We start from the raw sequence: 20367 nt of genomic DNA, 5'->3' as shown, positions 1-20367 counted from the left end.
AGTCCTTGATGAAAATTCTAGTGATTGGTAATGGCGGTCGTGAACATGCACTGGCCTGGAAAGCCGCCCAAGACCCCCGGGTAAGCACCGTTTACGTGGCTCCCGGTAATGCTGGTACAGCCCTTGAGCCCAAGTTGGAAAACATTGCGATTGATGTTCTGGCACTGGAAGAGCTGGCCAACTTTGCCGAGCGTGAGCAGGTTGCCCTGACCATCGTTGGCCCAGAGGCGCCCTTGGTTGCTGGAGTGGTGGACTTATTCCAACAACGTGGCCTGCCTATTTTTGGGCCTAGTCAAGCCGCCGCGCAGCTGGAAGGCTCCAAAGCCTTTACTAAAGACTTTCTGGCACGCCACCAAATTCCTACCGCCAACTATGGTAATTTCACCGAGATCGAACCCGCCCTGGCTTATCTACGCGAGCAGGGTGCCCCCATCGTGGTTAAGGCCGATGGTCTCGCTGCGGGCAAGGGTGTGATCGTCGCCATGACGCTGGAAGAAGCCGAAGCCGCGGTCAAAGACATGCTCTCTGGCAATGCCTTTGGTGATGCCGGTTGCCGGGTGGTGATCGAAGAATTTTTGCAGGGTGAAGAGGCCAGCTTTATCGTCATGGTCGATGGCGAAAATGTGCTGCCGATGGCCACCAGCCAGGATCATAAGCGTGTCGGAGATGGTGATACCGGCCCCAATACCGGCGGTATGGGTGCTTACTCTCCCGCTCCTGTGGTGACCCCTGAGGTGCATCAGCGGGTGATGGAAGAAGTCATTCTGCCCACCGTGCGGGGTATGGCGGCAGAAGGTGCTCCCTATACCGGTTTTCTCTATGCCGGTTTGATGATTGATGCCAGCGGCGCCCCCAAGGTCATCGAGTACAACTGCCGCTTTGGTGATCCGGAGACACAACCGATCATGCTACGCCTGCAAACCTCCCTGGTCAGCCTCTGCGAAGCTGCCTTGGCGAAGCAGCTGGATCAGGTAGAAGCACAGTGGGACCCACGCCCAAGCTTGGGAGTGGTCTTGGCGGCAGCGGGCTATCCTGGCAACTACCCCAAAGGGGATGCGATCAGCCTACCTCAATCTAATAGCCATGAAGCCAAGGTATTCCATGCTGGAACCCGTCTGGACGGTGAGCAAGTGCTAACCAACGGTGGCCGGGTACTCTGCGCAACAGCACTGGGAGAAGACATCGCCGCTGCCCAACGTCAAGCCTATGCATTGGCGGAACAAATCAGTTGGGAGGGTATGTTCTATCGCAAAGATATCGGCTGGCGTGCGCTGCAGCGCTAAGCCTGGTCAGCATCTAGCGATATTCGACAGTAACCACTCTGACAATAACTTTTCTGTTAATAAAATAAGGGGAGCCACTGCTCCCCTTGATTTATCCAGTCTGGACTACAGCTGCAAGCTGAAGTCATCCGCATCCTGCCAGGCAGGAAACTCTTGTCGATAACCTTGTAGCTCCGCCAGGCTCAGACTGGCCTGTACTACCCCTGCTTGATGAGGGGGCAACCCTGCCAGACTCTGCCCTTGGGGGGCAAAAATGCAGGAATCACCGCTAAACTGCCAACCATTACCATCCTCACCAATGCGATTACAGAGCCCTACATAGGCCTGGTTTTCGATCGCCCGGGCTTGTCCCAATGCCAGCCAGTGGGCGCGTCTGCGCTCCGGCCAATTGGCCGTGACCAGCAACAGGTCATAGTCATTGCGATTACGACTCCACACCGGAAAACGCAGGTCATAGCAAATCAAAGGCATAATCCGCCAGCCCTGGTGTTCAATCACCACTCGGCGCTGCCCCGCCTGATAATGCTGATGCTCATTGCCCATCCGAAACAGATGGCGCTTGTCGTAATAGCTAAAGGCACCACTGGGGGGCATCCAAATAAAGCGGTTAACATAGCCTTCGCTAGTCGCCATCACCACACTGCCACAGACTACCGCCGCGCTGGCTTCCGCCTGCTCACGCAGCCACTGCATCACCTCCCCATCCAGACTTTGCGCTTGGCTGGCCACCTCCATGGTAAAACCGGAACTAAACATCTCCGGCAGCACGATCACATCCGTCTGACCATAGAGGGGCTGCATTTGCCCCTGCAAATGAGCACGGTTGGCCTGCCAGTCATGCCAATGCAGGGTGGTCTGCAGCAAACTTAAACGCAATTCATCCATGGTGATCTCTCTTTCGTCTCAGGCCTAAATGGCGTTCAGGCGTGCCGCCGCCTGCTGCAAGGTGTCAGTATTTTTGGCAAAACAGAAACGCAAATAACGCAGCTCCTGTGGCGGCTCGGCATAAAACACCGATATGGGTATCGCCGCTACCCCGATCTCAGTGGTTAACCAACGTGCCATTTCCACATCGCCCTTATCACTGATTTCGCTGTAATCCAGCAACTGGAAATAGGTGCCCTGGGCGGGGCGATAATGGAAACGTCCGCCACTGACTAACTGACAAAACTCGTCACGCTTGGTCTGATAAAAAGCCGGTAGCTGTTGATAATGCTGCGGCTGTTGCTGCACAAAGTCCGCCAGGGCCAGCTGTACCGGAGTAATGGTGCTAAAGGTCAGGTACTGGTGAACCTTGCGTACCTCGGCGGTTAAGGGCGCTGGGGCAATGCAATAACCCACCTTCCAGCCAGTGGTGTGATAGGTTTTGCCAAACGAAGATACCACCAGTGAGCGCTGCGCCAACTCTGGGTGGCTAAGTAGACTGGCATGGGGCTGCCCATCAAAGACAATGTGCTCATACACCTCATCCCCCAGCAGCAACACGTCCGTATCCCGCAGTAACTCCGCCAACTGCTGCAAGTCAGCAGCGCTGAGCAACGCACCAGTGGGGTTATGGGGGTTATTCAGAATGATCAGCCGGGTGCCCGCATGAATCGCTTCGGCCAAACGCTGCCAGTCAATGCTGAAATCAGGCGGCATCAAGGGGAGATGATGGGTCAAGCCCCCATTGAGGCTGATCGCCGGCTCATAGCAGTCATAGGCAGGATCAAACACGATGACCTCATCCCCCGTGCGCACCAACGCACTGATCACCGCAAAAATCGCCTCCGTCGCCCCCGAGGTAATGGTGACCTCAGTATCTGGGCAAGTCTTACGGCCATACAGCTGCTCGGTCTTCAGCGCCAGCGCCTGGCGTAACGCGGGCACACCGGTCATCGGCGCGTACTGGTTAAACCCCTGCTCAAGGTAATGACTGACCCTGGCCTTCAACAGGGCCGGGCCATCAAAATCCGGAAAGCCTTGCGACAGGTTGATGGCTCCGTGTTCGGCAGCCAACTGGGACATCTGCGTGAAGATGGTCGTGCCCACCTGGGGCAGCTTAGAAGCAGGATAGCGCATGGGGAATCATCATCAGCCTAGGTGCGAATATTAGGGATTGTGCCTGCAAGCCTAGTCCAGCAGCAAGATCTCAGGGCGTTTCGTCCTGTATCAGGCAGCTTCTTCCCAGCAAGCCAAACGATCACGCCCATCATCTTTGGCTCGATATAACATTTGGTCCGCGGCCTCAATCCAGTCATCGTAGCGACGCCAACCCACTTCCGCCGCCACCATTCCTACACTAAGCGTAGACTCAAGCCCCTGGGCTGCCATTCGTTGCTGATATTCTCGACGCACCCTTTGCATCTGCTTGATCGCCTCCTCCCTGCTGATTTCCCGCCATAGGATGCCGAACTCCTCACCACCATAACGGCCACAGATACCGGCTTTCACCTGTTGCTGCAGCACCTCTGCCAACAGCCGCAGGGCTTCATCACCTTGGCGATGACCATGTTGGTCATTAATTTTCTTGAAGTGATCAATATCCAACATCGCCAAGACGCCCTTACCCCCACACTGGAGAAAATGCATCGCGACCATTTCTTCCCAGTACAGACGATTGAACAAGCCTGTCAGCCCATCACGCCGGCTCAGCTCTCTGAATTGATTTTTCTGCTCATTTAAATGCCGCGCCTGCGCATAGGTGATAATGGCCGAGGCCAGACTGCAGGTTAACAACATCGGTAAGGCCGCCAGCGAGACCAGCAGACTGCTCTGCGGCAACCACAGCCCGCCACTGATAAGCGCCCCTAGGGGCAAACCAAGTAACCAGCTCCCCAGGCTTTTCAGCATAAAACGCTGTCCACCGACGGAACCGGATTCCATCATTAAGATGGTAAACAGAATCACACTGGGAACCAGACTAAAGCCCAATAATGCCACCACCACAGCGCCAATCAGGTTATCAATCAGCACATGTTGTCGTTCAGCTAAATAGGGCTTGCTATGGCGCAGCGTACGACGCCTGGCCAGATGCGGCCAAACCACGCCTGTACCGAGAATCCCCCACCACATCCACCAGGGAGACTGCTGCTCCCACAATAGTGCGCTACAGGCAATAGACTGCATGCTACAGGCTAATAACCTGAGCAAATACATCTGACGGCCAAACTTCAAACCAACGCGAGGGGGTACCTGTGCGACCACGGGTTTTCGACCTTCTTCAAACGCAAAAGGAGTGCATGTGCACTCCTTCTTATCGGCAAATCAGCTGGGACGCAACATCAGGGCTAATCCGCATATATGCCCTGCTTACCCCTTATGCCTGCTTAACCCCGCTAACCAGCACTAGGGATACAAGCACTGGCATGTTGTACCAACATTAACTCCTCATTAGTGGGAATCACCCAAACCCCCACCCGAGAGGACTCGGTATGCAGGTGTAATTGGTGCTGCTGGTTTGCCAACTCATCCGTTTGCACCCCTAGCCATCCTAGCTGCTGCAAAATCTCTGCCCGGGTTTGAGCATCGTGCTCCCCCACCCCGCCGGTAAAGACCAAAGCATCCAGCCCCTGTAACGCCGCCACCAAACTGCCAATTTCCCGCACACAGCGATAAATAAATACCTCAATCGCTTCCTCTGCCCGAGGATCCTGGCTGGCGCGCAGGGTTTTCATTTCACTGCTGATCCCGCCGGACATACCAAACCAACCACACTCCTTGTAGAGGAACTGCTCCAACCGCTGTGCATCCCAGCCATGTTCCCGCATGAGGTGCACCAACACCCCCGGATCCAGGCTGCCACTGCGGCTACCCATCGGTAGTCCCTCTACCGCGGTAAACCCCATGGTGGAGGCAATCGACTGACCATTCTTAATCGCACACATGCTCGCCCCTGCCCCCAGATGACAAATGATCACCTTGCCCTGGGCCTGCCGTGGCGATAGCTGCTGTAACTGCTGATAAACATAGGCATAAGACAAGCCATGAAAGCCATAACGCAGGATGCCCTGCTCCGTTAACTCGCGGGGAATAGCAAAACGAGTGGCAACCTTAGGCATCCCTGCATGGAACATGGTGTCAAAACAAGCCACCTGAGCCACCCCAGGCAGCGCCTCAGCCGCCAACTCCAGCAGTTGCAGATTATAGGGTTGATGTAAGGGGGCCAGAGAGTTAAACGTACGCAGCTCTGCCAACACCGCTTTGGTCACCCGTATGGGCTGTTGATAGCGCTGCCCACCGTGCACCACCCGATGTCCCACTACCTGTACCTGGGCAAGCCACCCCTTACTGCGCCAGTGACTGAACAGATGGTCCAGCGCTGCCTTGGCTCGCTCTGACTGTGGCTGCTGACCCAGCCAGGGCAGCGGCTCCTTCACGACTCTTTCATGTTCTTGCCACTGGCACTGGGGCTCCGCCTGGGTCAAGCCACTAATATGAGCCTGACTCAACGGCTGCCAGTGCGCACCCTGACGCTGATAAAGCGCTGTCTTAAGACTGGAAGAACCAGCATTAATGGTGAGCACTAGCATCATTTATTCCTCGTCCTGTTTGGGATGCATAAAGAGTGCAGCCAAGGCGCAAGAGGCTAAGCGCCCCAAGGTTTTCTCCGCACGGCTGGTCAAAATCAGCGGCACCCGTGCCCCCAACACCAAACCAGCCGACTTGGCGCCAGAGAGGTAAATCAGCTGTTTACCCAGCATATTGGCTGCTTCCAAGTCAGGAGCCAGCAGGATATCCACATCCCCTGCGACCGGTGACTCAATATGCTTATCCCGTGCCGCTTCGGCGGAGATGGCGTTGTCGAAGGCTAAGGGGCCATCCAGAATAGCGCCTTGAATTTGCCCTCTGTCCGCCATCTTGCACAGGGCGGCGGCATCCAGGGTGCTGGGCATCCGCGCATTGACCTTTTCAATCGCCGCCAGAATGCCAACTTTAGGGGTCTGAATACCGAGGCGCTGACAGAAGTCGATGGTATTTTGCAGAATATCCCGCTTAGCACTGAGATCAGGGGCAATATTAATCGCCGCATCGGTAATAAATAGCGGCTTATGGTAAAGCGGTACATCCAACACAAAGACATGGGATAAACGACGAGCGGTGCGGATGCCGGCCTCTTTATCCATTACCGCTGACAAAAACTCATCGGAGGAAATCCCGCCCTTCATCAAGGCCTGCACTTCCCCTTTGCGCACTAGCTGGCAAGACATCGCTGCCGCCGCATGGCTGTGTTCCACATCAATCAAACGATAGGGGGAGAGATCCAGGCCCAACTGCTTGGCACAGGCCTCGATTTTATGCGCAGGCCCCACTAGCACTGGCTCAATCAAGTTATGTTTGGCCGCCTCTATCGCACCTTCCAAACTGTTAGGATCAACCGGATGCACCACCGCAGTCGGCATCGGTGGCGTGGTTTCCGCCATACGAACAAAATATTCAAGCTGCTCATGGGCGGGGGCATTATGGATACTGGCGTGCATTGAGGGCTCCTTCGCGCTGCGCGCAAGTGCAAAGATGCCCTCAAGCTTAGCAAAGAAGCAGTTCCATGGTGCAACGCACAAAGAACTGCCTGACCCACATCAAAAGATTAACCAGATGGCTGGAAAAGAAAGCCGCAATCAGGGTAGTCAGAGAGGATTTTTCCAACCTGGCACTGCTACATCACCTGTCCATATCAGGGATGCAGGGCGCCACCGCTGCAACCTGCCCAGCGACAGCCCCTTCATGCAATGACTTACCCTTGTTTCATCACCTCGGTATAGGGTGGCCAACCCAGGGGCTTACCCGCCAGCATATGCAGATGGATGTGATACACCGTCTGCCCCGCCTGCTGATTGCAATTCATCACCACCCGGTAACCATCCTCAGCGACCCCCCACTCCTTCGCCAACTTGGCTGCCGTGGTGTAGAGCTTACCGACCAACGCCTCATCTTCTGGCTGAATGTCATTGATGGTGGGGATTTCCTTCTTGGGGATAATCAGCACATGAATCGGCGCTTGCGGATTAATATCGCGAAACGCCAGCACCTGTTCATCTTCATAGACGATATCCGCTGGAATCTCGCGGCTGATAATCTTGCTAAAAATAGTGGCCATAATCTCTCCTTGTCTGTTGTGCCATCTTACCCCGCTGCTGGTGACGGTCAATCACTGGGAGTGGGTTGAAAGCTGGCCTGTATCTCCTGCTCAAGCAGGCGGTGAAAGCGCTCAAACAAGCGAGTACGGGCCAGGGCTGGATGGTGAATCAGACAAAACTCATGCATCACTGCTGGCTTAAAGGGTCGCCAGCAAATATCCATCCGCTCATATTGGGACACCATCAGCGCATTGCCCAAGGAGATCCCCAGGCCTGCCTCCACCAGCGCACAGGCCGCCCGGGTGTCATGCACCACTAATGACATCTCCACCTCGATTTCACGGGTTTTCAGCAGGTTCGCAATATCCTGCCAAAAGGTCACCGCTCCCCCCAGCACAATCAGGCGCTGCCCTTGCAGATCACGCGGGGTGACCACCTCCAACTGCGCCAACGCATGATTTTTAGGCAGAATCACCACCGTCTGGGCACTGCAGAGGGGAATCGCCTGCAGCTCCCGTTGAATCAATGGCAGCTTCACCACCCCCACATCAATTTTCCGCTCTGCCACCATTTCCTGAATATTTTCATAGGGTTTGACGTAAACGCTGAGCTTGGCCTTGGGGGCTTCCTGCTGTAGTTGTTTTAATACGCTAATTAGCGCCCGCTCGGTCAAGCTGCCGGGTACCGCAACCCGTAACACCCCATCCTGCTGCTGCTTCAAACTGTCGGCTAAACGGGTCAGGGTATCGACTTCCTGCAACACCAGTTGCACCTGCTGAAAAATTTCCTCTGCCTCCGGGCGCATCTGTAAACGGCCCTTTTCCCGCTCATAGAGGGGAAAACCTAACTCCTTTTCGAATTGACTCAGCAGGCTGCTGATACTCGATTGCGATAAACCCAGCTGCCGGGTCGCTGCCACGGTACTGCCCAAAGTATGGATGGCATGGAATGCCTTAAGCTGCCCCAGTTTCATACGCGACCCTATTGGTTTTTTCGATAGCTCAACAGGAATTAGCCATCCTATTTCCCCATCGTCAAGAGGGGGTTATTTATTAGTCATGCAAATAACAACAACAGGTCAGAAGCGATTCTGGCCAGCCTGAGGAAAAACTATGGCTGTGTTTATTGTGCGCCGACTCCTACAGAGTCTGGTCGTGCTCTGGTTGGTGTCCATGATCGTCTTCTTTGGCATCTACGCCATTGGCGACCCCATTGAGCTGATGATTCACCCTGAGTCGACTCAGGCGGAAATCGAAGCAGCCATTCGCAATCTAGGGCTCGATCAACCCATCTGGCAGCAGTATCTGACCTTTGTCAGCAATGCCTTGCAGGGCGATCTGGGCACCTCCTTCGTCTATAACCGCCCAACCCTGGAGCTGGTGATCGAACGGATGCCCGCCTCCTTTGAGTTAGCCTTGGTGGCTCTGCTCCTTGCCCTGCTGATCGGCATGCCATTAGGGATGCTGGCTGGCCTCTATCCTGATACTTGGTTGGATCGCAGCCTGATGACAGGTTCGATCCTCGGTTTCAGTATCCCCAACTTCTGGCAGGGGCTAATGCTGATCATGGTGTTCTCGGTGATCTTGGGCGTACTGCCGCCCAACGGCCGTGGCGAAACCGGCACCTTACTGGGTATTGAAACCAGCCTGGTCACCTGGGATGGCCTGCGCCATCTGTTGCTGCCAGCCCTCAATCTGGCGCTGTTCAAAATCGCCATTGTCATGCGCATGACCCGCAGCGGCCTGCGCGAGGTGATGCTCAGCGACTACATCAAGTTCGCCCGTGCCAAGGGCTTAACCCCGCGGCGCATAGTGCTGGTGCACGCGATGAAGAACACCATGATTCCGCTGATCACCATCATCGGCATGGAGTTTGGTTCGCTGATTGCCTATGGCGTGGTGACGGAAACCATCTTTGCCTGGCCCGGCATGGGCAAATTGACCATCGACAGTATCAACAACCTCGATCGCCCGGTGGTGGTGGGTTATCTGATGCTGGTGGTGTTCATGTTTATCACCATCAACCTGATCGTCGACATCCTCTACTCCCTGTTTGATCCCCGTATTCGTCTGGGAGGCTCGCAACAATGACCCACCCCACTTCATCGCACGCCTCGCTACAGGGCTCCACTGCTGCCCTGCGCATTGTCCGCCAACTGTTGAGCAAGCCGCTGTCCGCCTTAGCTTTGCTCTGCTGCCTGCTGGTCATCCTGGCTGCGCTCTTTGCCCCCTGGCTGGCGCCGCTAAATCCCTATGACTTAGCCAGCATCGACATCATGGATGCCCAGCTGGCCCCCGGCAGCCAGAACTTTGCCGCCACCCTGACCTATTACCTGGGCACTGACGGCCAGGGCCGTGACATGTTCTCCGCGATTCTGTACGGCCTGCGCACCAGTCTCTTTGTGGGAGTGTTCTCCGGCTTGATCGCCATGACTATCGGCACCTTTCTCGGCCTGATCGCCGCTTACTATGGTGGCCGCACTGACACCCTGATCATGCGGGCGGTGGATATCATGCTCGGCTTCCCCACCATCATGGTAGCCCTGCTGTTGCTGGCCATGCTCGGTCAGGGGGTAGAAAAGGTCATCTTTGCCTTAGTCGTGGTGCAGTGGGCCTATTACACCCGCGCGGTACGCAGTAGTGCCCTGGTGGAGTCCAACCAAGAGTACATGGAGGCTGCCCGCTGTCTGGCCCTGCCCTCCCAACGGATTCTGCTACGCCACCTGCTGCCCAATTGTCTGTCGCCCCTGATCGTCATTGGCACCATCCAAACCGCCAGCGCGATTAGCACCGAAGCGACCCTAAGCTTTCTTGGCCTGGGCGTGCCCATTACCGAACCCTCGCTAGGCTTGCTGATTGCCAATGGCTCCCAGTTTCTGTTGTCCGGCAGCTATTGGATCAGCCTCTACCCAGGTCTGGTACTGCTGCTGACCCTGTTCTCCATCAACATCCTTGGGGATCGCCTACGCGACCTCCTCAATCCACGCCTGCAGAAGTGAGGCCATCGATGAGCACGCCATTACTCGATATCCAGCATCTGCACACTCACTTCTTTACCGAAGCAGGGATCGTCAAAGCGGTTAACGATGTCAGCCTGCAAATCCAGCCCGGCGAAGTGGTCGGTCTGGTGGGGGAGTCTGGCTCCGGTAAGTCCATCCTTGGCTTCTCTATTCTGGGGTTGATCGATCAGCCAGGACGCATCGTCTCCGGTGACATCCGCTTTCGCGGCCAGTCCTTGCTCGGGCTGGAGGATGAGGCTTTGCGCCAACTGCGTGGCCGTCAAATCGCCATGGTGTTTCAAGACCCGATGATGACCCTCAACCCCGTGCTGAGCATCGAAACGCAGATGGTGGAAGCCCTGCAAGCCCATGACAAGATCAGCCACAAAGCTGCTCGGGCACGGGCCCTGCAGGTGCTTGAGCAAGTCGGCATTCCGGCGGCCAATGAGCGCTTAAGCGCCTACCCCCATCAGTTTTCCGGTGGCATGCGCCAACGGGTCGCCATTGCTATCGCTTTCTTGCACAACCCGGCCTTGATTATCTGTGATGAGCCCACCACTGCCCTGGACGTCACCATTCAGGGGCAGATCATCTACCAATTCCAGCAGCTCTGTGCCGAACAGGGCACTGCCCTGTTGTGGATCAGCCATGATCTGGCGGCGGTTTCCAGCTTGGCGGATCGTATTCTGACGATGTACGCCGGTCGACTGATTGAGTCCGGCCCCGCCCAACAAGTGTTGCAGCAACCGCATCACCCCTATACCTCGGGCCTGCTGCGCTCCCTGCCCAGCCAAAACAGCCGTGGTCAGGCGCTTTACCAAATTCCTGGCAGCACCCCCAACCTGCTTGCCTTGGAAGAGGGTTGCCCCTTCCGCAGCCGCTGCCCCCAGGCTGACAGTCAGTGCCAGCAGATGCCCGATATCCGCCAGGCCACCCCACATCACCAATACCGCTGCTGGCATCCGGAGGCATCGGCATGAATAACGCCCCCTTATTGCAACTGCAAAATCTGAGCAAGGTATTCACCCCTCCGCAGGACTTTACCGACAGGCTCCTCACCCGGATTGGCCTCAGCCAACCAGCACGCTCCCTGCATGCCGTCAGTGAGGTCAACCTGGAGATCAACAAGGGTCAGGTGGTGGGCATTGTCGGTGAGTCCGGCTGTGGCAAATCGACCCTGGCCCGTTTGATCGCGCAGTTATTAACCCCAAGCAGCGGTCAGGTCAGCTTTCAGGGCCAGGATCGTGCCCAGATGTCAGCACAACAGCAGCGCCAGGTGCAGTTAGCGGTACAGATGATTTTTCAGAATCCCTATGCCTCCCTGAACCCGCGCCGCCGTGTGGCGGACATCATTATGGAAGCCCCCTTGGTGCACGGTTTGGTCAGCAAGCAGGAGGCACCAGCCCGGCTGGAGCAACTGCTGCAGATGGTGGGGCTGGATATGGGCATCCGCCATCGCTTCCCCCATCAGTTTTCCGGTGGGCAACGCCAGCGCATTGGCATTGCCCGTGCCCTGGCGGTCAATCCTGAACTGATTATCTGCGATGAGTCAGTGGCGGCTCTGGATGTCTCCATTCAGGCTCAGGTACTCAACCTGCTGATGGAGCTGCGCCAGCAGCGACAGCTTACCTACCTGTTTATCAGCCATGATCTGGGGGTGGTGGAACACCTCTGCGATGAAGTGGTGATCATGTACCTGGGCCGCATTGTCGAGCAGGCGCCGGTGGAGACCCTCTTCAGCCGCCCCCTGCATCCCTATACCCAGGCCTTGCTCAACGCCATCCCGCAAATCAGCCTGGGCAAAAAACACTATCAACCAATTCAGGGGGAAATCCCCTCACCGCTCAACCCACCTGCGGGTTGTCCATTTCACCCACGCTGCCCTCAGGCCATGCCCGAATGCAGCCAAAAACGCCCCCCCTTGCGCACCCTTAGCAGCGGCCAGCGCATTGCCTGCCATTTAATCGAGGCCTAACAGGAGTACAACAATGAAAAGCATCCTGACCACATCCTTATTGCTGTCCAGCATCTTGGCAACCAGCGTGCAGGCCGCCAGCCTGACCCTGGGCATTGCCGCCGAGCAACCCTCTATGGACCCGCATTACTCGCGCACCTCCCCCAATCAGGCCACCGCTTCACAGTTTTTTGAGCGACTGGTGCGCTATGACCAGGACATGCGCATGCAGCCGCACCTGGCGGAATCCTGGCGCCAGCTGGATCTGCTCACCTGGGAAATCAAACTGCGCCAAGGGGTCAAGTTCAGTGACGGCAGTGACTTTGATGCCGCTGATGTGGTCTACACTGTCAAGCGCATTCCCCAGGTGCAGAATAGCCCGGCCTCCTTCGATAGCGATGTCGCCAAAATTATTAGTATCGAAGCCAAGGATGCCCACACCCTGGTGATCAAACTCAGCGAGGCCTCCCCGCGCTTTATCAAGGAAATCGGCAACCTCTATATCCTGCCCTCCGAACTGGCACTGGATGTCAGCAGCGATGACTTCAATAACGGCCCGGCGATGATCGGTACTGGCCCTTACCAATTTGTGGAGTGGCGCCGTGGGGAGTTTGTTAAAGCGGTACGCAATCCACACTACTGGGGCAAACAACCTCACTTTGATGAAGTCACCTTCCGCTTCATTACTAATGGCGCCTCCAGGGTAGCCTCGCTGCTGTCTGGCAGTGTCGACATGATTGAGGACATCCCCACCCAAGACTTACCCAACCTGCAGAGCAAAGCCGAGCTACAGGTATGGCAAAAAGCCTCTGCCCGCCTGATCTACCTGCACATGGACTCCAACCGCGAACAAACGCCCTTTATTACCGCTAAAGATGGCAGCGCCATTAACAACCCCCTGCGTGATGCCAGAGTACGTCAGGCCCTCAGCCTACTAATCGACCGCCAGGCCATTAGTGAGCGGATTATGCGCGGTGCCGCCGAACCTACCGGCCAGTTTGTCCCCGCCGGCTTAGAAGGCTTTATTGATAATTTCCCCGTGCCCCAAGCCAATGTCGAGCAGGCCAAGGCACTGCTGGCGGAAGCCGGTTATGGTGATGGCTTCAAAATGGTGCTGCATAGCTCCAATAACCGCTACCAGAATGATGCCCAGGTGATTCAAGCCGTCGCCCAATTATTGAGCCGGGGTGGCCTGGAGGTTGCCGTTGAGGTGATGCCCGCCAACGTGTATTTCAAACGTGCCTCCGCACTGGATTTCAGCATGTTCCTGATGGGCTTTGGCTCCAGCACCGGCAGCTCACTGCGGGGCCTCAACCAGGTGCTGCATAGCTATGACAAAGACCTCGGTCATGGTCTGTTTAACCGAGGCCGCTACAGCAACAGCGAATTTGACCGGGTGATTGAGTCCGCCGAGCAGGAGGCCGACCCCGCTCAGCATGAAGAACTGCTGCAGCTCGCAACCCAGGTGGCGATGGAAGATTACGGCATTCTGCCGCTGTATTTTGAAAAACAAACCTGGGCGGCGCGTCAGGGTCTGATTTTCGAAACCGGTCGCCAAGAGGCCACCCTGGCCGCTGACATCCGCCAGTAATACCCAGGGGCTGGCAACAGCCCCTCCGCCCTTTTTGCAATGGAATCCATACCATGCACACCCAGGATGCAACTGCACCTCAACAGGATATCCAGATCCTGCGCTCCATCATGGTCCCCATGCGTGACGGCATTCGCCTGGCAACTGACATTTATCTGCCCGGCTCCAGTCACCAGCAACCCTGGCCCGTCATCCTCGAGCGTACCCCCTACGGCAAACAGGCCATTTCCCAGCGTGAGTACAGTCGTGCCCAGCCCACTCCTTTAACCCGGGAGCAACTGGCCAAGCGTTTTGCCGCCGCCGGTTTTGCTGTGGTCATGCAAGACTGTCGTGGCCGCTATGAGTCAGAGGGCGAATTCAGCAAATACATTAACGAAGCGGAAGATGGCTACGACACCCTCGAGTGGATCACCCAACAACCCTGGTGCAATGGCAAAATCGGCATGACCGGCATGTCCTATGCCGCCCATACCCAACTGGCTGCCGCCTGCCTGAATCCACCGGGTTTGGCCTGCATGTTTATGGACTCCGGCGGCTTTGCCAATGCCTACCAGGCGGGCATTCGCCAAGGGGGTGCCTTTGAACTCAAGCAGGTCACCTGGGCCTATCGCCATGCTCTGGCCAGCCCAGAGGCACAAAACGATCCTGTCCTGCATCAGGCTTTGGCCCAGGAAGACTTACGGGCCTGGTTTAGCCGCCTGCCCTGGAAGCCTGGCCACTCGCCGCTACGCTGGCATCCGCAATATGAGCAATATCTGTTTAAACAGTGGCAGTCGATTAACTTTGATGAACAATGGCAGCGCCTTGGACTGTGGGCGGAGGGCTATTATCAGCAGTGTGCCGATGTGCCTACTTTTATGCTGTGCAGTTGGTATGACCCCTATGCCGGCACCATTCCAGCCAACTTTATTGGCCTGAGCCAACATCATCGCGGCCCTTACTACATGGCCATGGGCCCCTGGATTCACGGCTCACGCAGTGAACAACATGCAGGTGAGGTGGACTTTGGCCACAACGCAGTCCTCGATGGCCAATTAGCCGAGGACTACTTCCAGCTACGCCTTAACTGGTTCCGCCGTTGGCTATTCGATGAGCAGCCCGCTTGGAGTCCTCAAACCCCCAAAGTGCAGTATTTCCGTATGGGAGGGGGGCCAGCCCAGCTGAATGATAAAGGTCACCTGCAGCATGGCGGGGAATGGCTGCAAAGCCAACAATGGCCACCGGAACAACTGAGTCCCTTACAGTTTTACCTGAGCAGTCAGGGTAACTTAAGCCATCATCCTGAGCCCCAAGCCAGCCTGCGCCAGTTCCGCTTTGACCCCAGCCACCCGGTGCCCGCTATTGGGGGCGCCATTACCTCCGGTGCCCCCTTGATGGAGGGCGGGGCCTTCAACCAGGTTGAACGGGAAGGACTCTATGGCTGCACCCCACCTTACCTGCCGCTGAGCTCCCGTGCCGATGTACTGATTTTTGAGACCGAGCCCCTGCAGCGGGATTTGGAAGTCACCGGCCCGGTCGAGGTACAACTGTGGATCAGCTCCGACTGCCCTGATACCGACTTCACCGCCAAATTAGTCGATGTCTATCCTTCCAGCAGCAACCTGCCCCAGGGCTACGCGATGAACCTGTGCGATGGCATTATGCGTGCCCGTTTCCATTCGTCCTGGCAACAACCCAGCCTGCTGGAGCCCGGTAAATGCTACCCACTCACCCTGCAGCTGATGCCCACCAGCAATCTGTTCAAATCGGGTCATCGTCTGCGTCTGGAAATCTCCAGCTCCAAATTTCCCCATTTTGATGTCAACCCCAACACCGGCGAAAACCCGGTACAGGCCAGCCATTGGCGCGTGGCCCTCAACCGCGTCCACCTGGGGGGCCATACCCCCTCCCGCCTGCAGCTATGGGGCCGCTACTGTTAAACCACCTCGCCAGCAGAGCTCCTCTGCTGGCTCCTCATGCTGCGCTCGAATCCATCACTCTATCCCGCCAAACAGACTCATTGTCATACCTTTGTCATCCAACCTTCATAAGCTGCCCGCGTTCTCTCTTCAGCCGTAGGACACTTATGCGAATCTCCACCGCCACCCGGGTTTCTACCTTTATTAATGTATTGCTGGTGATTCTGCTGGCCACCACCCTCAGTTGGGGACTGATGCGCCTGCAACAGGCATTCACCGAGCTGCATCACTTCAATCAACTGAAAGACCGGATTCAGTTAGAACTCAAGGATGTGTTGGCCAGTTATCTACGCTCGGGTGATGCCCTCACCCTCACCGCCGCCGAACAAAACCTGCAACAGTTGCGCAGCGACCTCCAGGCACAGTATCGCCTTGAGCTCGTTGAACTATTGCTGCCGCAATTTGAGTCGCTGGAACAACAGATGGCGATTAACCTGCGAGGCGCTGGCAAATTGGCGGGCGATCCGCAAGCCCTGCTGGCACAGAACGAACGGGAGCAGCGCCAACACCTTGATCAGTTGAAAGATTACATTGTGGCGGGACGCAGCAATGCCAGACAGGAGGTGCTGTTCCGTTTTGTCGATCTCAATGTTGAGTTACTCGGCGGCCTGCAAAAACTCACCAATGACCGTAGCCGCTATTTCCAACAACAAAACAGCGACATGCGTACCATTTTGCTGGCCTCCCTGACCCAGTTACGTCAGCAGGCGGAAAGTCTGAATAAACTGCCGACCCTGGGGGTAAAAGAGAAACAGCAAGAGGACGACTTTGCCGCCCTGCTCGGTATCCAGCGTGATAATCAGCAGCAAGAGGCCGCCGATAAGCTGCCCCAGATTCGTCAGGAGTTATTATCGCTACTCAAGCGCTACCAGGCCGAACTGGAAAATACCGAGCGTCTGCTACAACTACGCCTGGACAGCCATACCCAGGTCAATCAGCAAATTGCCCAACTCAGTGCCGCTATTGCCACTGCCCAGCAACTGCTGGATCAACAGCGTGCCCAGGTTATCGATAGTGTGATGCTGGCCTTTGCCCTGTTGATCATGCTGATGGTGATCGTGGCCGTGGGTATGCATATTTTTCTGCATCGCATGGTGCTGTCCGGATTGCGTGAATTACGCCGTGCCATCCGGGAGTTGGTGGAAACCCGCATCATTCATCCAATCAAGGTGCGTAACCGCCGCTCTGAGTTGGGGGAGATTGCCCAGTACTTCAATCTGTTTGCCGAGCATAATCAGGCCGAACAGCAACGCCGTACCGAACAGCTACAGATGGTGCAGGCGGCCCTGGCAGAAATGCAGCAAGCCTTTGCCCATATCCGCCAATCTACCGATGAAAGCGAGCTCACCCTGGCGGAAGTCTACACCCAGGTAGAGGATTTGGATCACCTAGCAGATCAGGTCAGTGCCCGCTCCAATCAGGTTGAAGAAGTTGCCCTGCAGACCGAACACACCATGGAGGCCAGCCACCAGGATACCCAGCAGGCACGCCATGTCAGTGACCTCACCCACGAGCGGGTCAGCCATAGTCGCCAAGCGCTGGAGTCCTTACAAGGCTCGGTGCAGAGTGCCACCGGCATGCTGGATGCCATCCGTAATATCGCCGAGCAAACCAACCTGCTCGCACTGAACGCGGCGATTGAGGCCGCACGGGCCGGTGAAGCAGGGCGGGGATTCGCCGTGGTCGCCGATGAAGTACGGGGATTATCGCAAAAGACCCAGCAATCGCTGGAGGACATCCAGCAAAACCTAAGTCAACTACGTGATGCTGCCGCAGGCCTGACCCAGACCATGGAAGGGATTCGCACTGCTTCCGAGCAACAACAGCAGGTCGCCAGTCGCTTAAGTCACAACGCCCATGAGGTCAAAAACCAAGCGCAGAATGTCGCCTCCCTGTCGAAGGAAGGCAAAGACCTGGCCCAGGCCCAACGCCTGCAGGTGGCCCGCTTCCGCCAGGCGATGCATGACCTGCGCCAGCAAGCCAGCCAAACCGGCCAACAGGTCAGCCAGCTGGAACAGCAGGTCAGCACCAAGGCCAGTGAAATCAGCCGTATGCTCGGACTTGCCGCCGCTTAATACGCACAGGCACAGGTAGGCATCCCTGCCTGTGCGCCTGGCTTAGCTGGCAAAAAAGCTTAAGAACTGCCGCTCCTGCTGTTGGGCGGCAAATAAACTCAGGGGGGTGAAACGCAGCTTGGCTCCAGGCATCCTCTGGGCCAATGCGCTAATGCCGGCGGCGGTGAGTACCCCCAACTTCGGATAGCCACCGATGGTTTGCCGATCCTGTAACAGGATGATGGGCTGACCATCTGCCGGAATCTGAATACTGCCAAGGGCAATCCCTTCGGACACCATACCCGGCAGCTTTACCTCCACCGCAGGCCCCTGCAACCGAGCCCCCATCCGGTCAGATCGGGGAGACAGCAGGTAGTCGCTGTTAAAAAACGTCTGCAGAGCGGCGCTGCTGAAGTGCTGCCACTGCGCCGCCAACACCACCGGCAAAGCATGCTCAGCCTGATAGTCCGGCACATACTGGGCAGGCACCCGGCGCATCTGTCCTTCGCGCACGCTCAAGCAGGGCAATACCTCCCCACTCTGCAGTTTCTGACCATCATTGCGGCTGCCACCCAAGCCTTCACGACTGACACTGGCACAGCTGCCCCCCAAGCCTGGGGCCAGTTGCAGTCCACCTGCTACCGCCAAGTAGGCTCGTAAACCCTGACGTGGCTGGGCAAACTGCAGCACATCACCCGCTTTAACCATGAAGCTTTGCCAGATCGGCTGAGGCTGACCATTCAGCCGCAGTTGCAGATCCGCCCCTGTGACGGCCACCCAGGTATCAACCTGAGCTTCCAGCTTGAGTCCACCGAGGGTGATCTCAACAGCCGGACTACGCCAGGGATTGCCCAGTAAACGATTAGCCCAGGCAAAGGCATGGCGGTCTAGCGGCCCGGACTGGGTCAAGCCCGTATGCATCACACCACGGCGCCCGCCATCCTGAACCAGGGCTAAAGGGCCGGCCTGCAGTACTTTTAAACCTTGCATGTGCCCTCCTCTAGCTGCCCACCCAAGGCAACAAACTCTGCTTGGCTAATCGCCTGAAAACGCACCCGCTGGCCCGCTGCCAATAGGCTGGCTGGCACACGGCCAGCATCAAACATGCGTAGGGGTGTGCGGCCAAGCAAATTCCAGCCGCCAGGCGAGTTAAGGGGGTAAATGGCGGTTTGCCGCTCGGCAATCCCGACACTGCCTGCAGGCACCTGCAAACGGGGAGTCGCCAGACGGGGACTCGCCAAACGCTCATCCACCTGACCCAAGTAAGCGAAACCAGGAGCAAAGCCGATGGCATAGACCCGATAGATCGTTGCCGTGTGCAAGGCGATGACTTCCTCCACACTGAGGCCAGTACGCTGCGCCAGGGGCAATAAATCCGGGCCGGTTTCGGCGCTGTAATAAACCGGGATTTCGATTAGCTGCCCTTCATCCTGAGGCAGCTGTTCCGGCAGCTGTGCCAGGATGGCCAGCACTGCCTGGCGCATCGCAGCATAGTCAGCGTGCAACACATCATATTGCAGCAATAAACTGGTGTAGGACGGCACCAGCTCCACTAACTGCTGGGCGAGGCCAGCACGCAGTGCCTGGGCAGCCTGCTGGATACGGGCAGAGGTCTGCTCTGCAACAGGGGCATCGGCATAAATCAGCAGGGTATCGACGCCGCCAATTTCAATCCGCCAGTTCATCCCTGTGCTCCACTCTGGCCCTGTTTTAACACCTGACGAATACCACGCACCACAGCAACAGACTCCGGGTTATCGCCATGTACACAGAGACTCTGCACCGGCAGGCTGAGCCAAGTCCCTGCCGTGGTTTTCACCTGGCCACTGGCGAAATCAAGCGCCTGCTGCAGAATCCGGCTGGAGTCATGGTATACCGCTCCGGCCTGATTGCGTGGCTGCAGACGTCCCTCAGGGGTATAGGCACGATCGGCAAAGGCTTCCCACCACAGTGGCACGCCAAGCTCATCGGCTAACTGCTGAAAACGGGCATGATCTGGCACCGCCATCGCCAGTAGGTGTAATTCGCCAGGTAAACCTGCTACCGCCTCTAACACGGCACGAAATACTTCTGGCTGCGCCATCATGTCGTTATAGAGCGCACCGTGAGGCTTTACATAGCGTACCTGCCCCCCCTCCGCTGCAGCGATGGCCTGCAATGCCCCCACTTGATAGCGAATCAAAGCCACCAGCTCTGCATGACTGCAGGCCAAGGAACGGCGACCAAAACCCACCAGATCCGGATAGCCAGGGTGAGCTCCCAACATTACCCCGTGCTGCAGTGCCAGGCGCACGGTTTGCTGCATGGTTAACGGGTCCGACGCATGAAAACCACAGGCGATATTGGCCTGATCGATAAAGGGCATGACTTCCGCATCACAGCCCATCTGCCAGTTGCCGAAGCTCTCACCGAGATCACAGTTCAGCCACATAGGTACCTCTCCCCCGCTCAGGTAGCGCTTCCCGCGGCACCT

The 20367-nt window shown here is 56.8% G+C and carries 18 protein-coding genes; 8 read left to right on the top strand and 10 right to left on the bottom strand.

The window, feature by feature from the left end; genetic code table 11:
* Positions 1 to 8 precede the first annotated feature (8 nt).
* Positions 9 to 1283 (top strand): phosphoribosylamine--glycine ligase, encoded by a 1275-nt coding sequence (gene purD / locus Q334_RS0116815; RefSeq protein ID WP_027314225.1) that lies wholly within the window; start codon positions 9 to 11, stop codon positions 1281 to 1283.
* A 105-nt stretch (positions 1284 to 1388) separates the two neighbouring features.
* Here purD and Q334_RS0116810 read toward each other — a convergent pair whose 3' ends face one another.
* From Q334_RS0116810 to Q334_RS0116780, 7 genes are all read right to left on the bottom strand, one after another.
* Complete coding sequence (locus Q334_RS0116810; RefSeq protein WP_027314224.1) at positions 1389 to 2168, bottom strand: amidohydrolase; 780 nt, start codon at positions 2166 to 2168, stop codon at positions 1389 to 1391.
* A 24-nt stretch (positions 2169 to 2192) separates the two neighbouring features.
* On the bottom strand, positions 2193 to 3344 hold the full coding sequence (locus Q334_RS0116805) for a methionine aminotransferase (protein WP_027314223.1): 1152 nt from the start codon (positions 3342 to 3344) through the stop codon (positions 2193 to 2195).
* A 90-nt stretch (positions 3345 to 3434) separates the two neighbouring features.
* Positions 3435 to 4421: a sensor domain-containing diguanylate cyclase gene (locus tag Q334_RS0116800; RefSeq protein WP_281173014.1), complete on the bottom strand. Its 987-nt coding sequence runs from the start codon at positions 4419 to 4421 to the stop codon at positions 3435 to 3437.
* 179 nt (positions 4422 to 4600) lie between these two features.
* Positions 4601 to 5794, bottom strand: a complete 1194-nt coding sequence (locus tag Q334_RS0116795; protein ID WP_245593706.1) for an acetate/propionate family kinase — start codon at positions 5792 to 5794, stop codon at positions 4601 to 4603.
* Between the two features lie 3 nt (positions 5795 to 5797).
* Complete coding sequence (locus Q334_RS0116790; protein ID WP_027314220.1) at positions 5798 to 6742, bottom strand: bifunctional enoyl-CoA hydratase/phosphate acetyltransferase; 945 nt, start codon at positions 6740 to 6742, stop codon at positions 5798 to 5800.
* Between the two features lie 254 nt (positions 6743 to 6996).
* Positions 6997 to 7359 (bottom strand): histidine triad nucleotide-binding protein, encoded by a 363-nt coding sequence (locus Q334_RS0116785; protein WP_035461874.1) that lies wholly within the window; start codon positions 7357 to 7359, stop codon positions 6997 to 6999.
* A 47-nt stretch (positions 7360 to 7406) separates the two neighbouring features.
* Complete coding sequence (locus Q334_RS0116780) at positions 7407 to 8312, bottom strand: LysR substrate-binding domain-containing protein (protein WP_027314218.1); 906 nt, start codon at positions 8310 to 8312, stop codon at positions 7407 to 7409.
* Positions 8313 to 8451: 139 nt separating this feature from the next.
* Here Q334_RS0116780 and Q334_RS0116775 point away from each other — a divergent pair, with 139 nt between their 5' ends.
* The 7 genes from Q334_RS0116775 to Q334_RS0116745 all read left to right on the top strand — a co-directional run bounded on the left by Q334_RS0116775 (position 8452) and on the right by Q334_RS0116745 (position 17915).
* Positions 8452 to 9429 carry an ABC transporter permease gene (locus Q334_RS0116775; protein WP_027314217.1) on the top strand — a complete coding sequence of 326 codons (978 nt, stop codon included), beginning with the start codon at positions 8452 to 8454 and terminating at the stop codon, positions 9427 to 9429.
* Complete coding sequence (locus Q334_RS0116770) at positions 9426 to 10337, top strand: ABC transporter permease (protein ID WP_027314216.1); 912 nt, start codon at positions 9426 to 9428, stop codon at positions 10335 to 10337. The genes Q334_RS0116775 and Q334_RS0116770 overlap by 4 nt, the downstream gene beginning before the upstream one ends.
* 8 nt (positions 10338 to 10345) lie before the next feature.
* On the top strand, positions 10346 to 11317 hold the full coding sequence (locus Q334_RS0116765; RefSeq protein WP_027314215.1) for an ABC transporter ATP-binding protein: 972 nt from the start codon (positions 10346 to 10348) through the stop codon (positions 11315 to 11317).
* Entirely contained in the window at positions 11314 to 12312 is a 999-nt protein-coding gene (locus Q334_RS0116760; protein ID WP_035461873.1) for an ABC transporter ATP-binding protein, read from the top strand. The genes Q334_RS0116765 and Q334_RS0116760 overlap by 4 nt, the downstream gene beginning before the upstream one ends.
* 13 nt (positions 12313 to 12325) lie before the next feature.
* Positions 12326 to 13882: an ABC transporter substrate-binding protein gene (locus tag Q334_RS0116755; RefSeq protein WP_027314213.1), complete on the top strand. Its 1557-nt coding sequence runs from the start codon at positions 12326 to 12328 to the stop codon at positions 13880 to 13882.
* A gap of 53 nt (positions 13883 to 13935) precedes the next feature.
* Complete coding sequence (locus Q334_RS0116750; RefSeq protein ID WP_035461872.1) at positions 13936 to 15801, top strand: CocE/NonD family hydrolase; 1866 nt, start codon at positions 13936 to 13938, stop codon at positions 15799 to 15801.
* Positions 15802 to 15947: 146 nt separating this feature from the next.
* Complete coding sequence (locus Q334_RS0116745; protein ID WP_027314211.1) at positions 15948 to 17915, top strand: methyl-accepting chemotaxis protein; 1968 nt, start codon at positions 15948 to 15950, stop codon at positions 17913 to 17915.
* A 42-nt stretch (positions 17916 to 17957) separates the two neighbouring features.
* On the opposite strand, the gene Q334_RS0116740 is transcribed toward Q334_RS0116745, so the two are convergent.
* The 3 genes from Q334_RS0116740 to Q334_RS0116730 are packed head-to-tail and all read right to left on the bottom strand — an operon-like array spanning position 17958 to position 20325.
* A complete protein-coding gene (locus Q334_RS0116740; protein WP_027314210.1) occupies positions 17958 to 18884 on the bottom strand; it encodes a 5-oxoprolinase subunit C family protein in 927 nt (308 codons plus the stop codon).
* On the bottom strand, positions 18872 to 19579 hold the full coding sequence (gene pxpB, locus Q334_RS0116735) for a 5-oxoprolinase subunit PxpB (RefSeq protein WP_027314209.1): 708 nt from the start codon (positions 19577 to 19579) through the stop codon (positions 18872 to 18874). The genes Q334_RS0116740 and pxpB overlap by 13 nt, the downstream gene beginning before the upstream one ends.
* Positions 19576 to 20325, bottom strand: a complete 750-nt coding sequence (locus Q334_RS0116730; protein WP_035461871.1) for a 5-oxoprolinase subunit PxpA — start codon at positions 20323 to 20325, stop codon at positions 19576 to 19578. Before Q334_RS0116730 ends, pxpB begins: the two co-directional genes overlap by 4 nt.
* Positions 20326 to 20367: the final 42 nt, after the last annotated feature.

The sequence above is a fragment of the Balneatrix alpica DSM 16621 genome (assembly GCF_000619885.1).
Taxonomy (GTDB): Bacteria; Pseudomonadota; Gammaproteobacteria; order Pseudomonadales; family Balneatricaceae; genus Balneatrix; species Balneatrix alpica.
The sequence above is the reverse complement of the archived record's forward strand: the minus strand, read 5'-3'. Positions and strand labels throughout refer to the sequence as shown.

What these genes read in the sequence shown, in the direction of transcription:
- Q334_RS0116775 (WP_027314217.1), top strand. Translation starts at nt 8,452, where the DNA reads ATGGCTGTGTTTATTGTGCGCCGACTCCTACAGAGTCTGGTCGTGCTC.
- Q334_RS0116765 (WP_027314215.1), top strand. Translation starts at nt 10,346, where the DNA reads ATGAGCACGCCATTACTCGATATCCAGCATCTGCACACTCACTTCTTT.
- Q334_RS0116730 (WP_035461871.1), bottom strand. Translation starts at nt 20,325, where the DNA reads ATGTGGCTGAACTGTGATCTCGGTGAGAGCTTCGGCAACTGGCAGATG.
- Q334_RS0116780 (WP_027314218.1), bottom strand. Translation starts at nt 8,312, where the DNA reads ATGAAACTGGGGCAGCTTAAGGCATTCCATGCCATCCATACTTTGGGC.
- Q334_RS0116795 (WP_245593706.1), bottom strand. Translation starts at nt 5,794, where the DNA reads ATGCTAGTGCTCACCATTAATGCTGGTTCTTCCAGTCTTAAGACAGCG.
- Q334_RS0116800 (WP_281173014.1), bottom strand. Translation starts at nt 4,421, where the DNA reads ATGTATTTGCTCAGGTTATTAGCCTGTAGCATGCAGTCTATTGCCTGT.
- pxpB (WP_027314209.1), bottom strand. Translation starts at nt 19,579, where the DNA reads ATGAACTGGCGGATTGAAATTGGCGGCGTCGATACCCTGCTGATTTAT.
- Q334_RS0116750 (WP_035461872.1), top strand. Translation starts at nt 13,936, where the DNA reads ATGCACACCCAGGATGCAACTGCACCTCAACAGGATATCCAGATCCTG.
- Q334_RS0116785 (WP_035461874.1), bottom strand. Translation starts at nt 7,359, where the DNA reads ATGGCCACTATTTTTAGCAAGATTATCAGCCGCGAGATTCCAGCGGAT.
- Q334_RS0116755 (WP_027314213.1), top strand. Translation starts at nt 12,326, where the DNA reads ATGAAAAGCATCCTGACCACATCCTTATTGCTGTCCAGCATCTTGGCA.
- Q334_RS0116805 (WP_027314223.1), bottom strand. Translation starts at nt 3,344, where the DNA reads ATGCGCTATCCTGCTTCTAAGCTGCCCCAGGTGGGCACGACCATCTTC.
- Q334_RS0116745 (WP_027314211.1), top strand. Translation starts at nt 15,948, where the DNA reads ATGCGAATCTCCACCGCCACCCGGGTTTCTACCTTTATTAATGTATTG.
- Q334_RS0116740 (WP_027314210.1), bottom strand. Translation starts at nt 18,884, where the DNA reads ATGCAAGGTTTAAAAGTACTGCAGGCCGGCCCTTTAGCCCTGGTTCAG.
- Q334_RS0116790 (WP_027314220.1), bottom strand. Translation starts at nt 6,742, where the DNA reads ATGCACGCCAGTATCCATAATGCCCCCGCCCATGAGCAGCTTGAATAT.
- Q334_RS0116770 (WP_027314216.1), top strand. Translation starts at nt 9,426, where the DNA reads ATGACCCACCCCACTTCATCGCACGCCTCGCTACAGGGCTCCACTGCT.
- Q334_RS0116760 (WP_035461873.1), top strand. Translation starts at nt 11,314, where the DNA reads ATGAATAACGCCCCCTTATTGCAACTGCAAAATCTGAGCAAGGTATTC.
- purD (WP_027314225.1), top strand. Translation starts at nt 9, where the DNA reads ATGAAAATTCTAGTGATTGGTAATGGCGGTCGTGAACATGCACTGGCC.
- Q334_RS0116810 (WP_027314224.1), bottom strand. Translation starts at nt 2,168, where the DNA reads ATGGATGAATTGCGTTTAAGTTTGCTGCAGACCACCCTGCATTGGCAT.